The 15366-nt window shown below is 72.2% G+C and carries 15 protein-coding genes; 9 read left to right on the forward strand and 6 right to left on the reverse strand.

Going from position 1 to position 15366, the window contains the following annotated elements:
* Positions 1-13 precede the first annotated feature (13 nt).
* Positions 14-367: an ATP-binding protein gene (locus tag E1289_RS04810; RefSeq protein ID WP_131975680.1), complete on the reverse strand. Its 354-nt coding sequence runs from the start codon at positions 365-367 to the stop codon at positions 14-16.
* Between the two features lie 166 nt (positions 368-533).
* Between E1289_RS04810 and E1289_RS04815 the strand changes: the two genes are divergently transcribed.
* Together E1289_RS04815 and E1289_RS04820 are read left to right on the forward strand one after the other, a co-directional pair.
* Positions 534-1400: a helix-turn-helix transcriptional regulator gene (locus E1289_RS04815; protein WP_131975682.1), complete on the forward strand. Its 867-nt coding sequence runs from the start codon at positions 534-536 to the stop codon at positions 1398-1400.
* Positions 1334-1516, forward strand: a complete 183-nt coding sequence (locus E1289_RS04820; protein ID WP_207928790.1) for a DUF397 domain-containing protein — start codon at positions 1334-1336, stop codon at positions 1514-1516. Before E1289_RS04815 ends, E1289_RS04820 begins: the two co-directional genes overlap by 67 nt.
* A 76-nt stretch (positions 1517-1592) precedes the next feature.
* Here E1289_RS04820 and acnA read toward each other — a convergent pair whose 3' ends face one another.
* Positions 1593-4358 (reverse strand): aconitate hydratase AcnA, encoded by a 2766-nt coding sequence (gene acnA / locus E1289_RS04825; RefSeq protein ID WP_131975684.1) that lies wholly within the window; start codon positions 4356-4358, stop codon positions 1593-1595.
* Between the two features lie 420 nt (positions 4359-4778).
* Here acnA and E1289_RS04830 point away from each other — a divergent pair, with 420 nt between their 5' ends.
* The 3 genes from E1289_RS04830 to E1289_RS04840 all read left to right on the forward strand — a co-directional run bounded on the left by E1289_RS04830 (position 4779) and on the right by E1289_RS04840 (position 7016).
* Positions 4779-5564, forward strand: a complete 786-nt coding sequence (locus E1289_RS04830; protein WP_131975686.1) for a lytic polysaccharide monooxygenase — start codon at positions 4779-4781, stop codon at positions 5562-5564.
* Positions 5561-6178, forward strand: a complete 618-nt coding sequence (locus tag E1289_RS04835; RefSeq protein WP_207928791.1) for a DUF305 domain-containing protein — start codon at positions 5561-5563, stop codon at positions 6176-6178. The genes E1289_RS04830 and E1289_RS04835 overlap by 4 nt, the downstream gene beginning before the upstream one ends.
* A 160-nt stretch (positions 6179-6338) precedes the next feature.
* Positions 6339-7016 carry a response regulator transcription factor gene (locus tag E1289_RS04840; protein WP_131975688.1) on the forward strand — a complete coding sequence of 226 codons (678 nt, stop codon included), beginning with the start codon at positions 6339-6341 and terminating at the stop codon, positions 7014-7016.
* A 20-nt stretch (positions 7017-7036) separates the two neighbouring features.
* Here the strand turns inward: E1289_RS04840 and E1289_RS04845 are convergent, their stop codons facing one another.
* Positions 7037-7567: a hypothetical protein gene (locus E1289_RS04845; protein WP_131975690.1), complete on the reverse strand. Its 531-nt coding sequence runs from the start codon at positions 7565-7567 to the stop codon at positions 7037-7039.
* Between the two features lie 83 nt (positions 7568-7650).
* On the opposite strand from E1289_RS04845, the gene E1289_RS04850 reads away from it, so the two are divergent.
* Positions 7651-9015 carry a HAMP domain-containing sensor histidine kinase gene (locus tag E1289_RS04850; protein ID WP_131975692.1) on the forward strand — a complete coding sequence of 455 codons (1365 nt, stop codon included), beginning with the start codon at positions 7651-7653 and terminating at the stop codon, positions 9013-9015.
* 77 nt (positions 9016-9092) lie between these two features.
* Here the strand turns inward: E1289_RS04850 and E1289_RS04855 are convergent, their stop codons facing one another.
* The 3 genes from E1289_RS04855 to E1289_RS04865 are packed head-to-tail and all read right to left on the reverse strand — an operon-like array spanning position 9093 to position 12082.
* Positions 9093-10079 carry a DUF2804 domain-containing protein gene (locus E1289_RS04855; protein ID WP_131975694.1) on the reverse strand — a complete coding sequence of 329 codons (987 nt, stop codon included), beginning with the start codon at positions 10077-10079 and terminating at the stop codon, positions 9093-9095.
* Between the two features lie 31 nt (positions 10080-10110).
* On the reverse strand, positions 10111-11448 hold the full coding sequence (locus tag E1289_RS04860) for a carotenoid oxygenase family protein (protein ID WP_131975696.1): 1338 nt from the start codon (positions 11446-11448) through the stop codon (positions 10111-10113).
* Between the two features lie 7 nt (positions 11449-11455).
* Positions 11456-12082, reverse strand: coding sequence for a TetR/AcrR family transcriptional regulator (locus E1289_RS04865; RefSeq protein ID WP_131975698.1), 627 nt, complete (start codon positions 12080-12082; stop codon positions 11456-11458).
* Between the two features lie 181 nt (positions 12083-12263).
* Between E1289_RS04865 and hpnC the strand changes: the two genes are divergently transcribed.
* Genes hpnC through hpnE form a run of 3 tightly spaced genes read left to right on the forward strand, consistent with a single transcriptional unit; the run spans position 12264 to position 15363 of the window.
* Positions 12264-13130 (forward strand): squalene synthase HpnC, encoded by an 867-nt coding sequence (hpnC, locus tag E1289_RS04870; RefSeq protein ID WP_131975700.1) that lies wholly within the window; start codon positions 12264-12266, stop codon positions 13128-13130.
* Entirely contained in the window at positions 13127-14047 is a 921-nt protein-coding gene (locus tag E1289_RS04875; RefSeq protein ID WP_131975702.1) for a squalene/phytoene synthase family protein, read from the forward strand. The genes hpnC and E1289_RS04875 overlap by 4 nt, the downstream gene beginning before the upstream one ends.
* Complete coding sequence (gene hpnE / locus E1289_RS04880) at positions 14044-15363, forward strand: hydroxysqualene dehydroxylase HpnE (protein WP_243712614.1); 1320 nt, start codon at positions 14044-14046, stop codon at positions 15361-15363. The genes E1289_RS04875 and hpnE overlap by 4 nt, the downstream gene beginning before the upstream one ends.
* Positions 15364-15366: the final 3 nt, after the last annotated feature.

Below are 15366 nucleotides of genomic sequence, written 5' to 3' on the forward strand. Positions count from 1 at the left end.
GTTTGCTGGCATGCTACTGTCCCCCTTTTCCTTTCGGATCCGGGTAAGCCATTAGGCCCAGAGAAAACCTCCAATCCTCTCCCGGCTGAGCCGGGAATACGACCAAGCGCCTCGTGGCGCACTCCCACACCTCCACCACGGGGCGGCCGTCGCACTCGTCGCGGAACACCCGCACGACGATCGGCCCCTCCCCGTGTCGCCACGCATTGGTGACGAGCTCGCAGACGACGAGGCGACCGACGTAGTCGTCCTCGATCCCCCACTCGGCGAACCGCTCGGCGAGGAACCGCCGCGCAAGCCGAGGAGCCTGCTCGGTGGCGTCGAGGACGAGCGGCGGCGGAACCTCCGGGGCAAGAGCTGTTGACATCGGTACGACCTTCGAAGCGTTGACTGATGGGCACACACATTCAGCCACCGGTGCTGTACGGTGCGTAACAAATCAGGCGAGTCCCGGCCACAAGTCATGCGGTTGAGCCCAGTCACGGTTGTGTCCGGTTGAGTCGCCAAGGTGTGCCCACCCCGGGGAGAGACACATGTCCACGCGCCGCAGAAGGAGCACCACCAGCCCGACCTTGGTCGCGTTCGGGAGACGCTTCCGACGCTTCCGGGACGCGAAGGGTTGGACTCAGGAGAGCCTCGCCTCACGGGCGCACTGCGGGGCGGGGGTGAAGCCGCAGTACATCGGGGCCATCGAGAACGGCCGCGCCAGGTGCACGGAAACGTTCGCAGCCGAGATGGACGTGCTGCTGGAGGCTGACGGCGAGTTGCTCGCCCTGTGGCATGACCTGGCGATGGATTCGACGTTCCCCGCATGGTTCGACTGGGTGGCCGTCGAAAGCGACGCGATCATCCTCACGTCTTACAGCCTGTCCGTGGTGCACGGACTTCTTCAGGTGCCCGCCTACGCCGAAGCGATCCTCCACGGGGACAAGGACGCGGTGACCGCCCGCTTGTCCCGCCAAGCGATCTTCACTCGTTCCGACCCACCTCCACCGGACGTCTCATTCCTACTGGACGCGCAGACGCTTGAGCGCCCCGTCGGAAGTCCGGACGTCATGGTCGAGCAGCTCGAATACCTCGCCGCGAAGATCGAGGACGGGATGCAGATCCAGATCGTTTCCTCGGATGGGACGCATCTGGGGAACACGCACCCATTCACGATCGCCACGCTGGAGGACATGCAGCAGGTGGCGTACGTCGAGACGCTGGCGCGCGGGTTCACGATGGCAGAGCCAGCCGACCTAGTAGCCTTCGGCAAGGCGCTGCGGCAGGCGCAAGGGCTTGCTCTATCCGTGGCGCAGTCGTTGGACGAGATCCGCAGGAAGGCAACGACGTGGAAGCAAGCAAGACCGTCTGGCGAAAGGCCACCCACTCGACCTCGACCGGAGGCGAATGTGTAGAGCTGGCGGCACTTCCGGAAGGAGTGGGTATCCGGGACTCCAAGAACCCGGACGGCCCGAAGCTGCTTCTGGGACGCGACGAGTTCGCCACCCTGGTACACGTCCTCAAGCACTGACTCTCCGCAAAGAGAGTGCCCCGCCCCCTCATGGGAGCGGGGCACTTCTGCGAAGCGGCCCGTTTGGGCGGTGCGGTTACTTGCTGATCAGGTTGCGGAGGACGTACTGGAGGATGCCGCCGTTGCGGTAGTAGTCCGCCTCGCCCGGGGTGTCGATGCGGACGACGGCGGTGAACTCCTTGTCGTCCGCCTTGACCGTGACCTCCTCGGGGACGCCGCCCTCGTTCATCGCGGTGACGCCGGTGATGTCGAAGGTCTCGGTGCCCTTGAGGCCGAGGGACTCGGCGGACTCGCCGTCCTTGAACTGGAGCGGCAGCACGCCGAGGCCGATGAGGTTCGAGCGGTGGATGCGCTCGTAGGACTCGGCGATGACGGCGCGGACGCCGAGCAGCGCGGTGCCCTTCGCCGCCCAGTCGCGGGACGACCCGGAGCCGTACTCCTTGCCGGCGATGACCACGAGCGGGGTGCCCTGCGCCGCATAGTTCTGCGCGGCGTCGTAGATGAACGACTGCGGCGCGTCCTCCTGGGTGAAGTCTCGGGTGTAGCCGCCCTCGACGTCGTCCAGGAGCTGGTTGCGGAGCCGGATGTTGGCGAACGTCCCGCGGATCATGACCTCGTGGTTGCCGCGGCGCGAGCCGTAGGAGTTGAAGTCCTTCACCGCGACGCCGTTGTCCTGGAGGTACTGCGCGGCGGGCGTGCCGACCTTGATGGCGCCGGCCGGGGAGATGTGGTCGGTGGTGACCGAGTCGCCCAGCTTCGCCAGGACGCGGGCGCCGTGGATGTCGGTGACCGGCTCCGGCTCGGCGGCCATGCCGTCGAAGTACGGTGCCTTGCGCACGTAGGTGGACGACGGGTCCCACTCGAACAGGTCGCCGGTCGGGATGTCGAGGCCGGTCCAGCGCTCGTCGCCCTTGAAGACGTCGGCGTAGCTCTCGGTGAACATCTCCTGCCCGATGGACGACTCGACGATGGAGGCGACCTCCTCGGGCTCGGGCCAGATGTCGCGCAGGTAGACGGGGCCGTCGGTGCCTTCGGCGATCGGGTCGTTGAGGATGTCGATGTCCATCGTCCCGGCGAGCGCGTAGGCGATGACCAGCGGCGGCGACGCCAGGTAGTTCATCTTCACGTCGGGGCTGATGCGGCCCTCGAAGTTGCGGTTGCCGGACAGCACCGCGGTGACGGCGAGGTCGTTGTCGTTGACGGCCTTGGAGATCTCCGGCTGCAGCGGCCCGGTGTTGCCGATGCAGGTGGTGCAGCCGTACCCGACGAGGTTGAAGCCGATCTTGTCGAGGTAGGGGGTGAGGCCGGCGCGCTCGTAGTAGTCGGTGACGACCTGGGAGCCGGGCGCGAGCGAGGTCTTCACCCACGGCTTGCGGGTCAGGCCCTTCTCGACGGCGTTCCGCGCCAGCAGCGCCGCGCCGATCATGACGTACGGGTTGGACGTGTTGGTGCAGGACGTGATGGCGGCGACGGCGACGTGGCCGTGGTCGAGTTCGAAGCTCGTCCCGTCGTCGAGGGTGACCGGGACGCGGTTGTGCGGCCGGCTGGAGCCGTTGGCTTCGACCTTGCGCGGCTGGTCGTCCTTGGTGGCGTGGCCGATCGCCGGCGAGTCGGAGGCGGGGAAGCTCTCGTTCGACGCCTCGTCCGCCGCGCCCATGACGCTGGAGACGAAGTTCTGCACGTCCCGCCGCCAGGTCTGCTTGGCGTCGGACACGGCGATGCGGTCCTGCGGGCGCTTCGGGCCCGCCAGCGACGGGACGACCGTGGACAGGTCGAGCTCCAGGTACTCGGAGAACTCGGGCTCGACGGACGGGTCGAGCCACATGCCCTGCGCCTTGGCGTACGCCTCGACGAGGGTGATCTGCTCCTCGCTGCGTCCGGTCAGCCGCAGGTACTTCAGCGTCTCGTCGTCGATCGGGAAGATCGCGCAGGTGGAGCCGAACTCGGGGCTCATGTTGCCGATCGTGGCGCGGTTGGCCAGCGGCAGCGCGGCGACGCCCTCGCCGTAGAACTCGACGAACTTGCCGACGACGCCGTGCCGCCGCAGCATCTCGGTGATGGTGAGCACCAGGTCGGTCGCCGTGGTGCCGGCGGGCAGCTGACCGGTCAGCTTGAAGCCGACCACGCGCGGGATGAGCATCGAGATCGGCTGGCCGAGCATCGCGGCCTCCGCCTCGATGCCGCCGACGCCCCACCCGAGGACGCCGATGCCGTTCTCCATCGTGGTGTGCGAGTCGGTGCCGACGCACGTGTCGGGGTACGCGACGCCGTCGCGGTCGAACACCACGCGGGCGAGGTGCTCGATGTTGACCTGGTGGACGATGCCGGTGCCGGGCGGGACGACCTTGAACTCGTCGAACGCCGTCTGCCCCCAGCGCAGGAACTGGTAGCGCTCCCTGTTGCGCTCGTACTCCCGCTCCACGTTGCGGTCGAACGCCTGCGCGGTGCCGAAGTAGTCGACGATGACGGAGTGGTCGATGACCATCTCGGCGGGCGCGAGCGGGTTGATGCTGCTCGCGTCGCCGCCCAGGTCACGGACGGCCTCGCGCATCGTGGCCAGGTCCACCACGCACGGCACGCCGGTGAAGTCCTGCATGATCACGCGGGCCGGGGTGAACTGGATCTCCTTGCTCGGCTCGGCCTGGGAGTCCCACTCCGCGAGCGCGCGGATGTGGTCGGCCGTGACGTTCGCGCCGTCCTCGGTGCGCAGGAGGTTCTCCAGGAGCACCTTCAGGCTGTACGGAAGACGGGCGGAGCCCTCGACCGCGTCCAGCCGATGGATGTCGTACGACTTGTCGCCTACCTGCAGCTTGTCAAGGCTGCCGAAGCTGTTCGAGGACACGGACTCCTCCTCCGTCACCACCGCGCGACCGGTCCGAAACACGAACGCGCGGCGTTTGGTCTTGGTCTTCGTACGCCCGCCCTCGGCCGGTGCCCCGGGCGCGGCCCGAGCACGGCAGGCGGGTGCTCACCTACTTGATCCTGCCTTAGTCGGTGACCTGACCGGGAATCAGGTGCGCCTAACTTCGGCGGCTTTTTTCTTGATGTCAAGATACATCCAATTTATCTCGACATCAAGCTACTTGCACCTCCCCCGGTGTCCGGCCCGGTGCCCGCCCGGGCGGACGCTCCCAGGATTGACGAGTGCTTCCCTGGTCGTTAAGGCGGTCTTAGGAGAGCCGTCGCTAACGTCCTGACGCAATCACGGTCCCCCGAAAAGGCGGCGACCCACCCCCCGAAGACGATGGGAAGGAATGCCTGTATGCGCAGGACGATCGCCTATCCGCTCGCCGTCCTCACGGCGGCCGCCGGGACGACGCTGTTCACCGCGGCTCCCGCGGCGGCGCACGGCTACGTCTCCGCGCCGCCCAGCCGGCAGGCGCTGTGCGCCGCGGGCGCCGTGCCCGACTGCGGTCCCATCCAGTTCGAGCCGCAGAGCGTCGAAGGGCCGAAGGGGCAGCGCAACTGCCATGGCGGCCTCTCCCAGTTCGCGGTGCTCTCCGACGAGAGCCGCGACTGGCCCGCGAAGTCCGTCGGGAGCACGGTGACCTTCAGCTGGACGCTGACCGCGCGGCACCGCACCAGCACCTGGGAGTACTTCGTCGGCGGCACCCGCGTGGCCGTCTTCGACGACCGCAACCAGATCCCGGACTCGGTCGTGACGCACCGGGTCGACCTCGGCGACTTCCCGGGACGGCAGAAGGTCCTGGCCGTCTGGAACATCGGCGACACACCGATGGCGTTCTACAACTGCATCGACCTGAACATCGGCGGCGGCGGTTCCGGGTCGCAGCCGCCGCCGTCGCCCTCGCAGAGCCCGGCGCCCGCGCCCTCCACCGCGCCGACGCCCGCGCCCTCCGCTCCCGCGCCGTCCCAGCCGCAACCCACCGGCGCGCCCGCGGACGGTGCGGCATGGCGGCCCGGCGTGACCTACAAGGTCGGCGACGTGGTCACCTACGAGGGCACCCGGTACCGCTGCCGCCAGGGTCACACGACGATCCGCAGCTGGGAGCCGGTGTTCACCCCCGCCCTGTGGCTCGCGCTGTGAGCCGCCGCCCCCTGCACCGCCCCCTGCACCGCGCCGTGCTGCCCGCGGTGCTCGCCCTGCCCCTGATGCTGACGGCGTGCGGCGGCGGTCCTGAACGGCACGCCTCGACCGAGCCGGCGAGCGCGGCCTCGGACGCGCCGGCCTCGTCCGGCTACAACGACCACGACGTGATGTTCCTGCAGATGATGATCGCCCATCACAGGCAGGGCGTGGAGATGGCCAAGGTGGCCGCCGACCGCGCGAAGCGCGCCGAGGTGCGCAACCTCGCGGCGGCCGTAGCGGCGACGCAGACCGAGGAGGTCAAGACGATGACCTCCTGGCTCCGCACGTGGTCCAAGCCGGCGACGACCGACCACGCCCCGGGCTCGCACGCCGAGCACGGCGGCCTGCCGGCCACCGGCCCGAAGGAGATCAGCACCCTGAAGCGGACCACCGGGGCCGCCTTCGAGCCCGCCTTCCTCAACCTGTTCGTCGCGCACCAGCACAACGCGGTGAAGATGGCGGAGGAGGAGGCGAGCAAGGGCGGCGACGAAGACGCCAAGGCGTTCGCCGAGCGCGTCAAGGAGTCCCGGACCGACCAGATCCGGCAGATGCTCGGCATGCTCAACAGCTGAGGCCGGACGGGCTCCCCGCGAAGCGCCGGCCCCCGGGCGGAGCGAGGCCGCGGCGGCCTCGCTCCGCCCGGCGGCACCCGTGCCGGCGGGCCTCTCGACACCATGACCGAACATTTCGAACGGACCTTTCGGTCCATACTTAATAGGCTATTGTCCGACCGTGGCTACCGTGTTGCTGGTTGAAGACGACGACTACGTCCGGCAGGCGTTTCTGCGGGAACTGCGGGATCTCGGCCACGCGGTGCGCAGCGCGGCACGGGCCCTGGACGCGCTGCGCGACGCGGCGGCGCACGCACCCGATGTCGTTGTCCTTGACCTGGGACTTCCCGACCTGGACGGCGGTGAGGCGCTGAAGATGCTGCGCGCCGTCTCGGACGTGCCGGTGATCGTGGCGACCGCGCGGGACGGCGAGCCGGAGATCATCCGCCTGCTGCAGTCGGGCGCCGACGATTATCTGGTCAAGCCCTTTTCCGCGGGCCATCTGCACGCGCGGATCGAGGCGGTTCTCCGGCGGACGCGAACGGAACCCCGGCAGCGGGCATTGCGGGTCGGGGAACTGAATATCGACCTGGACCGGCGGCAGGCGAAACTCGGCGACACCGTTCTGCAACTGGCGCGCCTGGAATTCGACCTGCTGGCATTCCTGGCCCGCAACGCCGGGCGCGTCGTGACCCGGCGGGAACTGCTGACCGAGGTGTGGCAGCAGCCCTACGGCGACGACCAGACCATCGACGTGCACCTGTCCTGGCTTCGCCGGAAGATGGGCGAACGTTCCGCGTCGCCGCGCTACCTGCACACCGTCCGGGGCGTGGGCGTGATGCTCACGGCGCCGGAGTGACCCGCGGTCCCGCGGGGTCCTCAGTACTCGTAGACCTGCACGCGCACCGCGCCGTCGTGCCAGGTCGCGAAGACCGCCGAGCCGTGGACGTCGTCGGTCAGGTCGACGCGCAGCCATTTCTCCTGCCGCCACACCTTGGCCTGGAAACCGTCGTCGGGCGTGGCCGACACCAGCCGCGCGGACTCGTCGGACAGGGCCAGCACCACGCGTCCGGACTTGACCGTGTAGGTCCGCACCCGCTCGTCCGGCCGGCGGGACGTCTCCGGGTATGGCGACCGCCCGCCGCCCGGCGCGGCGGTGGGCGACCCGCCCGGCCTGGAGGGCGACGCGGAGGCGGAGGCGGAGGGGGACGGTTCGCCGGACGTCGCGGACGGTGCGGCGGAGGGGCCCGAGACCGGCGGCCGCCCGTGCCGGACGGGGACCTCGGCGGCCAGGTCGGGGGTGGCCTCGGCCGTCCCGCGCAGCGCGCCGCTCACCCCGGCCCAGCTGATCGCCATGCCGGTGAGCGTGGTGGCCGTCCACACCGCGATGAAACCGACTCGTCCTCGCATGGGCCTCATACGCCCCATAAGAGCATAATTTTTGGTCCTTACACGGCCGCTTCGCCGTAGTACCTGCCGGGAGGGCGTGCGGGATGAGAACTTCGCTGGCGCGCGTCGCCGTCGCGGTGACGGCGATGGTGGCGCTGTCGTTCGTCGTACCGCTGGGGCTGCTGAACGGCCAGATGGCGCACGACCGGGCGATGACCGCCGCCGAGCGGCAGGCGGCCTCCCTCGTGCCGGTGCTGTCGGTGACCGGCGACCCGGCCGCGCTGACCGACGCGGTCGGCTCGGTGCCCGCCGGGACGGCGGGGCGGCTGGCGCTGCACCTGCCCACCGGGCAGGCCCTCGGGTCGCCGCACGCCCCGCCCGGCGACCTCGCCGACGCGCGGCGGCTCGGCCGCACGTCCACCGTCGGGGCCGCGGGCGGCAAGGTGCTGCTGCGGCCGGTGCTGCTGGAGGCCGGCACCTTCGCCGTCATCGAGGTGTACGTGCCGCAGGAGGAGCTGAGCCGGGGCGTCGCCAGGTCCTGGCTGATCCTCGCGCTCGTGGCGCTCGCGCTGGTACTGGTGTCGGTGGCGATGGCCGACCGGCTGGCCAAGCGGGTGGTGCGGGCCACCGACCGGCTCGTGCGGGCGGTGACCCACGTCGCCGCGGGGGACCTGGCGGCGCGCGTCGACCCGCACGGGCCGCCGGAGCTGCGCGCGGCCGGCGAGGCGTTCAACCACATGGCCGACCGGCTCGCCCGGCTGCTGGCCGCCGAGCGGGAGGCCGGCGCCGACCTGTCGCACCGGCTGCGGACCCCGCTGACGGCCCTGCGGGTCGACCTCGACGGGCTGGCGGCCAACCCGGGCGACCCGGCCCGCATGGCGCAGAGCCGCGACGCGCTGGAGCGGCTGGAGACGGCCGTCGACGAGATCATCGCCGCCGCCCGGCGGCCCGCCGGGCGGTCCGGCACGGCGGCCGGCGGGACGGGCGCGGCGGCGAGCTGCGACGCGTCCGAGGTGGTCCGCCGCCGGCTCGCGTTCTGGTCGGCGCTGGCCGAGGACCAGGACCGCGGCTGGGACCTGGTCGGCGCCGACGCGCCCGCGCCCGTCCCGGCCCCGGAGGCCGAGCTGGCCGCCGCCCTGGACGCGCTGATGGGCAACATCTTCCGGCACACCCCGCACGGCACGGCCTTCCGCCTCACCGTCCACCGCGGCCGGACCTCCACCGGCCTGCTGTTCGGCGACGCCGGCCCCGGCATCGCCGACGGCGCCGCGGCGCTGCGCCGCGGCACCAGCGGTGCCGGGTCCACCGGGCTGGGGCTGGACATCGCGCGGCGGCTGGCGGAGTCCACCGGCGGCTCGCTGCGCGTCGGCACCTCGCCGCTGGGCGGCGCCCAGATCGAGGTGTGGCTGCGCACCGCCCCCAAACCGGCGTCCCGCCGCTCGGCCCGCCGCGCCGCCCGGTCGCGGTGAGTACCCGCTCACCTACGACCGCGAGGTCTGCAGGCTCCCGGAGTAGCTCGTGCGGTCGGGCAACGCGCGGGTCCGCCTCACCAGCGCTGGCGGGCCTCCTCCGCCCACCCGGTGAGGCCGTCGAAGTCGATCCAGGTCCCGCCGTCGGTGCGGGCGCGCCCGCTGAAGTGGCCGAAGCACTGGTGCGTCTCGCTGCCGACGATGCCCAGTTCCGTGCGCGCGGCCTTCTCGTGGAAGGGCCGGAACTCGGCCTCGACGCGGGCACCGGTGATCGTCCAGGGGCGCAGCCAGTCGTCCCGGTCGTAGCTCCAGTCGAGCTCCTCGCCGATCTTGTGGAGGCGCCCGTCGACGAAGATCGCGTTCTCCGTCATGCCGGTGCCGTCCGTCCACTTACCGCCGAGCTGGAGCGCCAGGCCCGGCCCGCTCGCCGCCGCCCAGTTCCACGTCATCCGGTACGGCCACTTGCCGCGCCCGTGGTCGAGCACCGCGAACGCGCCCTCCGCGATCTCGTGCTCGCCGGACGGCAGCCGCAGCCGCCCGGTCACCGGCCGCCCGACGTCCTTCACCGTGTACTGGAACCGCCGCGGCCCCCACGGGATCACCACGCCGAGCGATTCGCGGCCCTCCTCCAGCGGGATCTCGACGTCGAGGTCGAAGCCCGCTCCGGGCGCGAGGGCGCGCACCCGGGAGCCGCCCGGGTGCCGCCGGACGCCGACCGCCACTCCCCCGCCCCGCACCGACGCCTCGCCCTCGCCGCTCCGGTCGGGGAACACGGCGCCGCGTGCGAACGGCACCACCGCGTCCCTGCCGGTCTCCTCGCCGGTCTCGCGGTCCAGGGCGTAGACGCCGTGCACCCCGGCGTAGTCGATCGACGAGGCGACGATGCCGATGACGTGCCGCGGGGTGACGATGCCCCAGTACTCCCAGCGCTTGGCCCGTCCCCAGCCGCGCAGGTTCGCGCGGTGGAGGGGGCGCCGCGTCCAGCCGACCGCGTCCGGGTCGAGCCGCCCGTCCGGCAGGCACAGCTCGACGGGTTCGGTGATCTCGCGCTCATGGGTTGGCATGGCCCGAGACTAACGACCTCCCCACCGGGGCTCAGCGGAGGTCCGGGGCCCAGGAGCCGTGGAAGCCGAGGGGGACGCGGACCGGGAGGTGGACGGTCGCGACGGGCGCACCGGTGAAGTCCTGCGAGGCGATGATGACGAGGTCGGTGGCCCCGCGGGCCGGGTCGAACACCAGCGTCATCAGGTAGCCGTCGTCCTCGGCGGAGTCCGGCGCGGACGGGACGAACACCGCCTCGCCGACGCCCGACCCCGCCGGGAACAGCCGCGTCTCGCACGTCCCGCTCCGGTAGTCGTGCTTCATCAGGCCCTCGCCGGCCCTGTTCCGGACGACGGCCTCGGCGGTGACGGTGTAGCCGTACCGGTGGCGGTGCGTGCCGAGCCGCTCGTCCACGCGCGGGAACTCCTGCGGGCGGTCGTCGACGGTCTCCTGCGCGACCTTCCCGGCGGCGGGGTCGATCGTCCAGCGGTCCAGGGCCGGCGGCGGGTTGCCCTCCAGCCGCCCGCCGTGCATGAAGCTGGGGAACCGGACCAGGTCCACGACCACGCGGTCGCCTTCGTCGTAGGCGTTCAGGGTGTGGAAGACCCAGCACGGCGGGATGTCGATCCAGCGGACGTCGTCCGCCCCGCCGTCGCGCGGCAGCACGCCCACGCGCGCCGGGTGCGCGTCGTTCCACGCGTACGGGAGGCGCGCTCCCGCCTCGGCCATCTCCATCGAGAACGTGATGGGCAGGTCGTAGATGACGACGTACTTCTGCGTCAGCGCGAAATCGTGGACCATCGGGCCGCCCGACACCGGGATCTCCACCGAGCGGACGATCTCGCCGGTCGCCCCCCGGACGGTGTACTCCAGGTGCTCCCAGCCGAAGTAGTAGCCGATGGCGTGCAGCTCGCCGGTCTCCGGGTCCTCCTTGGGGTGGGCGGTGTAGCCGCCCTTGAGGGTGCCGCCGAAGTCGCACGGGCCGAGGGTGTTCAGCTCGTGGTCGAGCCTGTAGGGCCTGGCGCCCGCCTCAACGAGGGCGAGGGTGTCCCCGGCGTGCTCGATGACGTGCGTGTTGGGGGCCATGTCGAAGCCCTCGACGACAGGCCCGGCGGGCCACGGCTCCCCGAGCCGCTCGGCGACCTTCCTGGAGCGTACCCAGCGGTTGCGGTACCACTCGGCGCGGCCGTCGCGGAGCCGGACGCCGTGGACCATGCCGTCGCCGAGGAACCAGTGGTAGGACGACTCGTCCTCGGGCCCGAGCGGGTTCGGGCCGATCCGCAGGTAGCGGCCGCGCAGCCCGGACGGGATCCGCCCGGTGACGGGCAGGTCGTGCGCGGTCACCTCCTCGGTGACGGGCGCGAGGAGTCCCTGCAGGTAGGAGTTGGCCATGGTGACCTCACTTCCGGGGGGTGACGAAGAAGCCGGACGACGCGCCGAGCATGAGGGTGCCGATGATGGCGTCGGCGTCGGGCAGGTGGCCGTCGAGTTCCAGGCTGACGAAGCCGTGGACCGCGGCCCAGAACGAGACGGCGACGTGCCGCGGGTCGGCGTCGATGAGCAGCCCGGCGGCGGCGCAGGCGACCACGGCGTCCTCAAGGATCCGGTAGGCGGACAGCGCCGTGTCGAGGGCCTTGCGCCCGGGTTCGAACCCGGGGACCGGCTCGCCGAACATCAGCCCGTAGTAGTTGCGTTCGGCGAGCGCGTTGGCCCGGTAGGCGAGCCCCAGCTCGCGAAGGTGGGCGCGGGGGTCGGGGTCGCGCGGGACGGCGGCGAGGCGCCGCCGGAAACGTTCGAAGCCCTCGATGTAGAGCGCCTCGGTGAGCCCCGCCTTGCCGCCGAACATCCGGTACAGGACGGTGGTGGAGCAGCCGACCTCGGCGGCGATCCGGCGCAGCGCGAGCGCCTGGGGGCCCTCGGTGGCCAGCAGGCAGCTCGCGGCGTCCAGCAGCGTGGTGCGGATCGCCTCGTCGCCCTGCCGCTGGGCCCGTTCGAACGCGCTCGGAGCCGGGGGGTCCGCCACCATCGACCGTCCTCACAGTAACGGCGTTATTTGAACATAACAGTGTTATCGCAGGTGGGTGGGGACGGTCAACCTTCGGAGCGCCGCAGGCCCGGAAACGGCCCGGTGCCCGCCACGCGGCGTTTCACCAAGTCCATACCTTGGCCAGAGTTTCTCTGGTGGCGGTCCGGTCGATCTCTTGAAGGTGATCATTGAATCGCCCTGGAGCGCCGACGAGCACGACCGCGCCCTGGACCGGCTCGCCGCGCGGGAGAACTTCCCCGTCGCGGCACGGCTGCTGCCCGCCCGGCACCGCGCCGGGCTGCGCGCCGTCTACGGTTTCGCGCGGCTCGTCGACGACATCGGCGACGAGGCCCCGCCGGAGCAGCGCGCCAAGCTCCTCGGACTCGTGGACGACGACCTGGACCGCGTGTTCGCCGGACGGACGCCGAACCTGCCGCAGTTACGGAGGCTGGCCGGGACGGTGCACGCCCGCCGGCTCCCGGAGGAGCCGTTCCGCGACCTGGTCCGGGCCAACCGGCAGGACCAGGTCGTCCACAGGTACGAGACGTTCGCGGACGTGACCGGTTACTGCGCCCTGTCGGCCGCGCCCGTGGGACGCATCGTGCTGCACCTGTTCCGCGCGCACCGGCCGGCGCTCGCCGCGGCGTCCGACGACGTCTGCACCGCGCTGCAGCTCATCGAGCACTGCCAGGACGCCGGGGAGGACTACCGGAACGGCCGGATCTACCTGCCGGGCGAGGACCTGCGGCGATTCGGCTGCGCGGAGGACGACCTGGCCCGCCCGGTGACGCCGACGCGGCTGCGCGGCGTGCTGGCACTGGAGGCCGGCCGCGCCGCAGAGCTGCTGGACCGGGGGGCCGCGCCGCTGATGGCGGGCCTGACGGGGTGGCCGCGGTTCGCCGTGGCGGGCTATGTGGCCGGGGGCCGCGCGGCGCTGGCCGCCCTGGCGCGCGCCCGCTACGACGTGCTCGCGCGGCCACCGCGCCCGCGCCGCGCCGGGCTCGTGGCCCGATGGGCGCGCGCTGCTGGAAAGGGGGAAGCGAGATGACGGCGGTTTCGGAGGCCGGTGCGCGTTCCGAACAGATCCTGGAGGCGTACCGGCACTGCGAGCGGGTGGTGCGTGCGGAGGCCCGGAACTTCTCCTACGGGATCCGGCTGATGCCCGCCCCGAAGCGGCGGGCGATGAGCGCGATCTACGCGTTCGCCCGCGGCGTCGACGACGTCGGGGACGGGCCGGAGCCGGCGTGCGTGCGGCTCGACCTCCTCGACCGGTCGCGGCGGCGGCTGACGACCGTCCAGGAGGTGCTGCGGCGGCGCGCCGACGTCACCGCGCTGGAGGGGCACCCGGTGCTGACCGCGCTGGCGGACGCGGCGAACCGCTACCCGATCCCGCTGGACGCGTTCGGCGAGCTGATCGACGGGTGCGAGGACGACGTGCGGGGCGCCGACTACGAGACGTTCGACGACCTGCTGCGCTACTGCCAGCGGGTCGCCGGGACGGTCGGCCGGCTGTCCCTCGGGGTGTTCGGCTCGGACGGGCGGCAGCGCGCGGAGGGCCTCGCCGACTCGCTCGGCGTCGCCCTCCAGCTCACCAACATCCTGCGCGACATGCGCGAGGACCGGATGGCCGGGCGGATCTACATCCCGGCCGAGGACCTGAAGCGGTTCCGCTGCACCCTGGAGCTGGACGAGGGCGGGATGTTCGTCGACCCGCCGTGGCGGCTGGACGAGCTGGTCGGCTTCCAGGCGGAGCGTGCGCGCGCCTGGTACGCCGAGGGGCTGCGGCTGCTGCCGCTGCTGGACCGGCGCAGCGCCGCCTGCACGGCGGCGATGGCCGGCATCTACCGGCGGCTCCTGGAGAGCATCGCGGCGCGCCCCGCGCTCGCGCTGCACACCCGGATGTCGCTGCCGACGTGGCAGAAGGCGGTCGTGGCCGCGCGTGCGCTGTCGGGGGTGGAGCGGTGAGCGTCGTGATCGTGGGCGGCGGCCTCGCGGGCATCAGCGCCGCGATCGCGCTGCGGGAGTCGGGCGTGCCGGTCACGCTCGTGGAGTCCCGTCCCTGGCTGGGCGGGGCCACGCACTCGTTCTCCCGGGGCGAGCTGTGCGTCGACAACGGGCAGCACGTCTTCCTGCGGTGCTGCTCCGCGTACCAGGGCCTGCTGCGCAGGCTGCGCGCCGACCACCTGGTGGAGACGCAGGACCGGTTCGACGTGCCCGTCCTGGTGCCCGGCATGGGGCAGGCGCGGCTGCGGCGGTCGCGGCTGCCCAGCCCGCTGCACATGCTCCCCGCACTGGCCCGGTACTCGCCGCTGTCGCCCGCCGACAGGCTCCGGGCCGTCCGCGCGTCGGCGGCGCTGCGCCGCCTCGACCCCGCGGACCCGGCCCTCGACGCCGTGTCGGCGGGCGCGTGGCTGGCCGACCGCGGGCAGCGGCCGTGGGCCCGGCAGGCGCTCTGGGGGCTGTTCCTCACCTCCGCGCTGAACGCCGAGGTCGACGAGGCGGCGCTCGGGCTGTCGGCCATGGTGTGCCGCCACGCGCTGTTCGGGCCCGCCGACGCCGCCGACATCGGGCTGCCGCTCGTGCCGCTGGAGGAGCTGCACGGCGGCCCGGCGCTGCGGCGGATCGCGGAGATGGGCGGGACCGTCCGCCTCAAGGCGAAGGTCGAGGCGGTCACCACCGACCCGAAGGTCGTCGTGGACGGCGTCCCGATGGCCGCCGACGCGGTGGTCATGGCGGTGCCGCACGACGCGGCGGCGCGGCTGCTGCCCGCGCAGGCGCTGCCGGACCCGCTGCCCTGGCCCGAGCTGGACGCGAGCCCGATCGTGAACGTGCACGTCATCTACGACCGCCAGGTCATGGACGAGCCGTTCGCCGCCGCCGTCGGCTCGTCCGCGCAGTGGGTGTTCGACCGGACGGCGGTGAGCGGGCTGCGCGGCGGCCAGTACCTCGCGATCTCGCTGTCGGCCGCCGACCGCTGGGTCGACATGCCGACCGCCGAACTGCGCGCCCGGTTCGTGCCCGAGCTGCGGCGGCTGCTGCCCGCCGCGCGGGACGCCCGCGTCCGGGACTTCTTCGTCACGCGCGAGCGGCGGGCGACGTTCCGGCAGCGTCCGGGCACCGCGAGCGCCCGCCCCGGCGCGGCGACGCGGGCGCCCGGGCTGTTCCTGGCCGGCGCGTGGACCGACACGGGCTGGCCCGACACCATGGAGGGAGCAGTGCGGAGCGGACTCACCGCCGCCCGCCTGGTCCGCCACCACCTGGAGGGGGTGCGGGACCGGTGACGG

Source organism: Actinomadura sp. 6K520 (genome assembly GCF_004349245.1).
Classification (GTDB): Bacteria; Actinomycetota; Actinomycetes; order Streptosporangiales; family Streptosporangiaceae; genus Spirillospora.

Excerpts from the sequence above, each read along its gene's own strand:
- E1289_RS04845 (WP_131975690.1), bottom strand. The coding sequence starts at position 7,567 with ATGCGAGGACGAGTCGGTTTCATCGCGGTGTGGACGGCCACCACGCTC.
- E1289_RS04860 (WP_131975696.1), bottom strand. The coding sequence starts at position 11,448 with ATGGCCAACTCCTACCTGCAGGGACTCCTCGCGCCCGTCACCGAGGAG.
- E1289_RS04810 (WP_131975680.1), bottom strand. The coding sequence starts at position 367 with ATGTCAACAGCTCTTGCCCCGGAGGTTCCGCCGCCGCTCGTCCTCGAC.
- E1289_RS04850 (WP_131975692.1), top strand. The coding sequence starts at position 7,651 with ATGAGAACTTCGCTGGCGCGCGTCGCCGTCGCGGTGACGGCGATGGTG.
- E1289_RS04865 (WP_131975698.1), bottom strand. The coding sequence starts at position 12,082 with ATGGTGGCGGACCCCCCGGCTCCGAGCGCGTTCGAACGGGCCCAGCGG.
- E1289_RS04830 (WP_131975686.1), top strand. The coding sequence starts at position 4,779 with ATGCGCAGGACGATCGCCTATCCGCTCGCCGTCCTCACGGCGGCCGCC.
- E1289_RS04815 (WP_131975682.1), top strand. The coding sequence starts at position 534 with ATGTCCACGCGCCGCAGAAGGAGCACCACCAGCCCGACCTTGGTCGCG.
- E1289_RS04855 (WP_131975694.1), bottom strand. The coding sequence starts at position 10,079 with ATGCCAACCCATGAGCGCGAGATCACCGAACCCGTCGAGCTGTGCCTG.
- E1289_RS04875 (WP_131975702.1), top strand. The coding sequence starts at position 13,127 with ATGACGGCGGTTTCGGAGGCCGGTGCGCGTTCCGAACAGATCCTGGAG.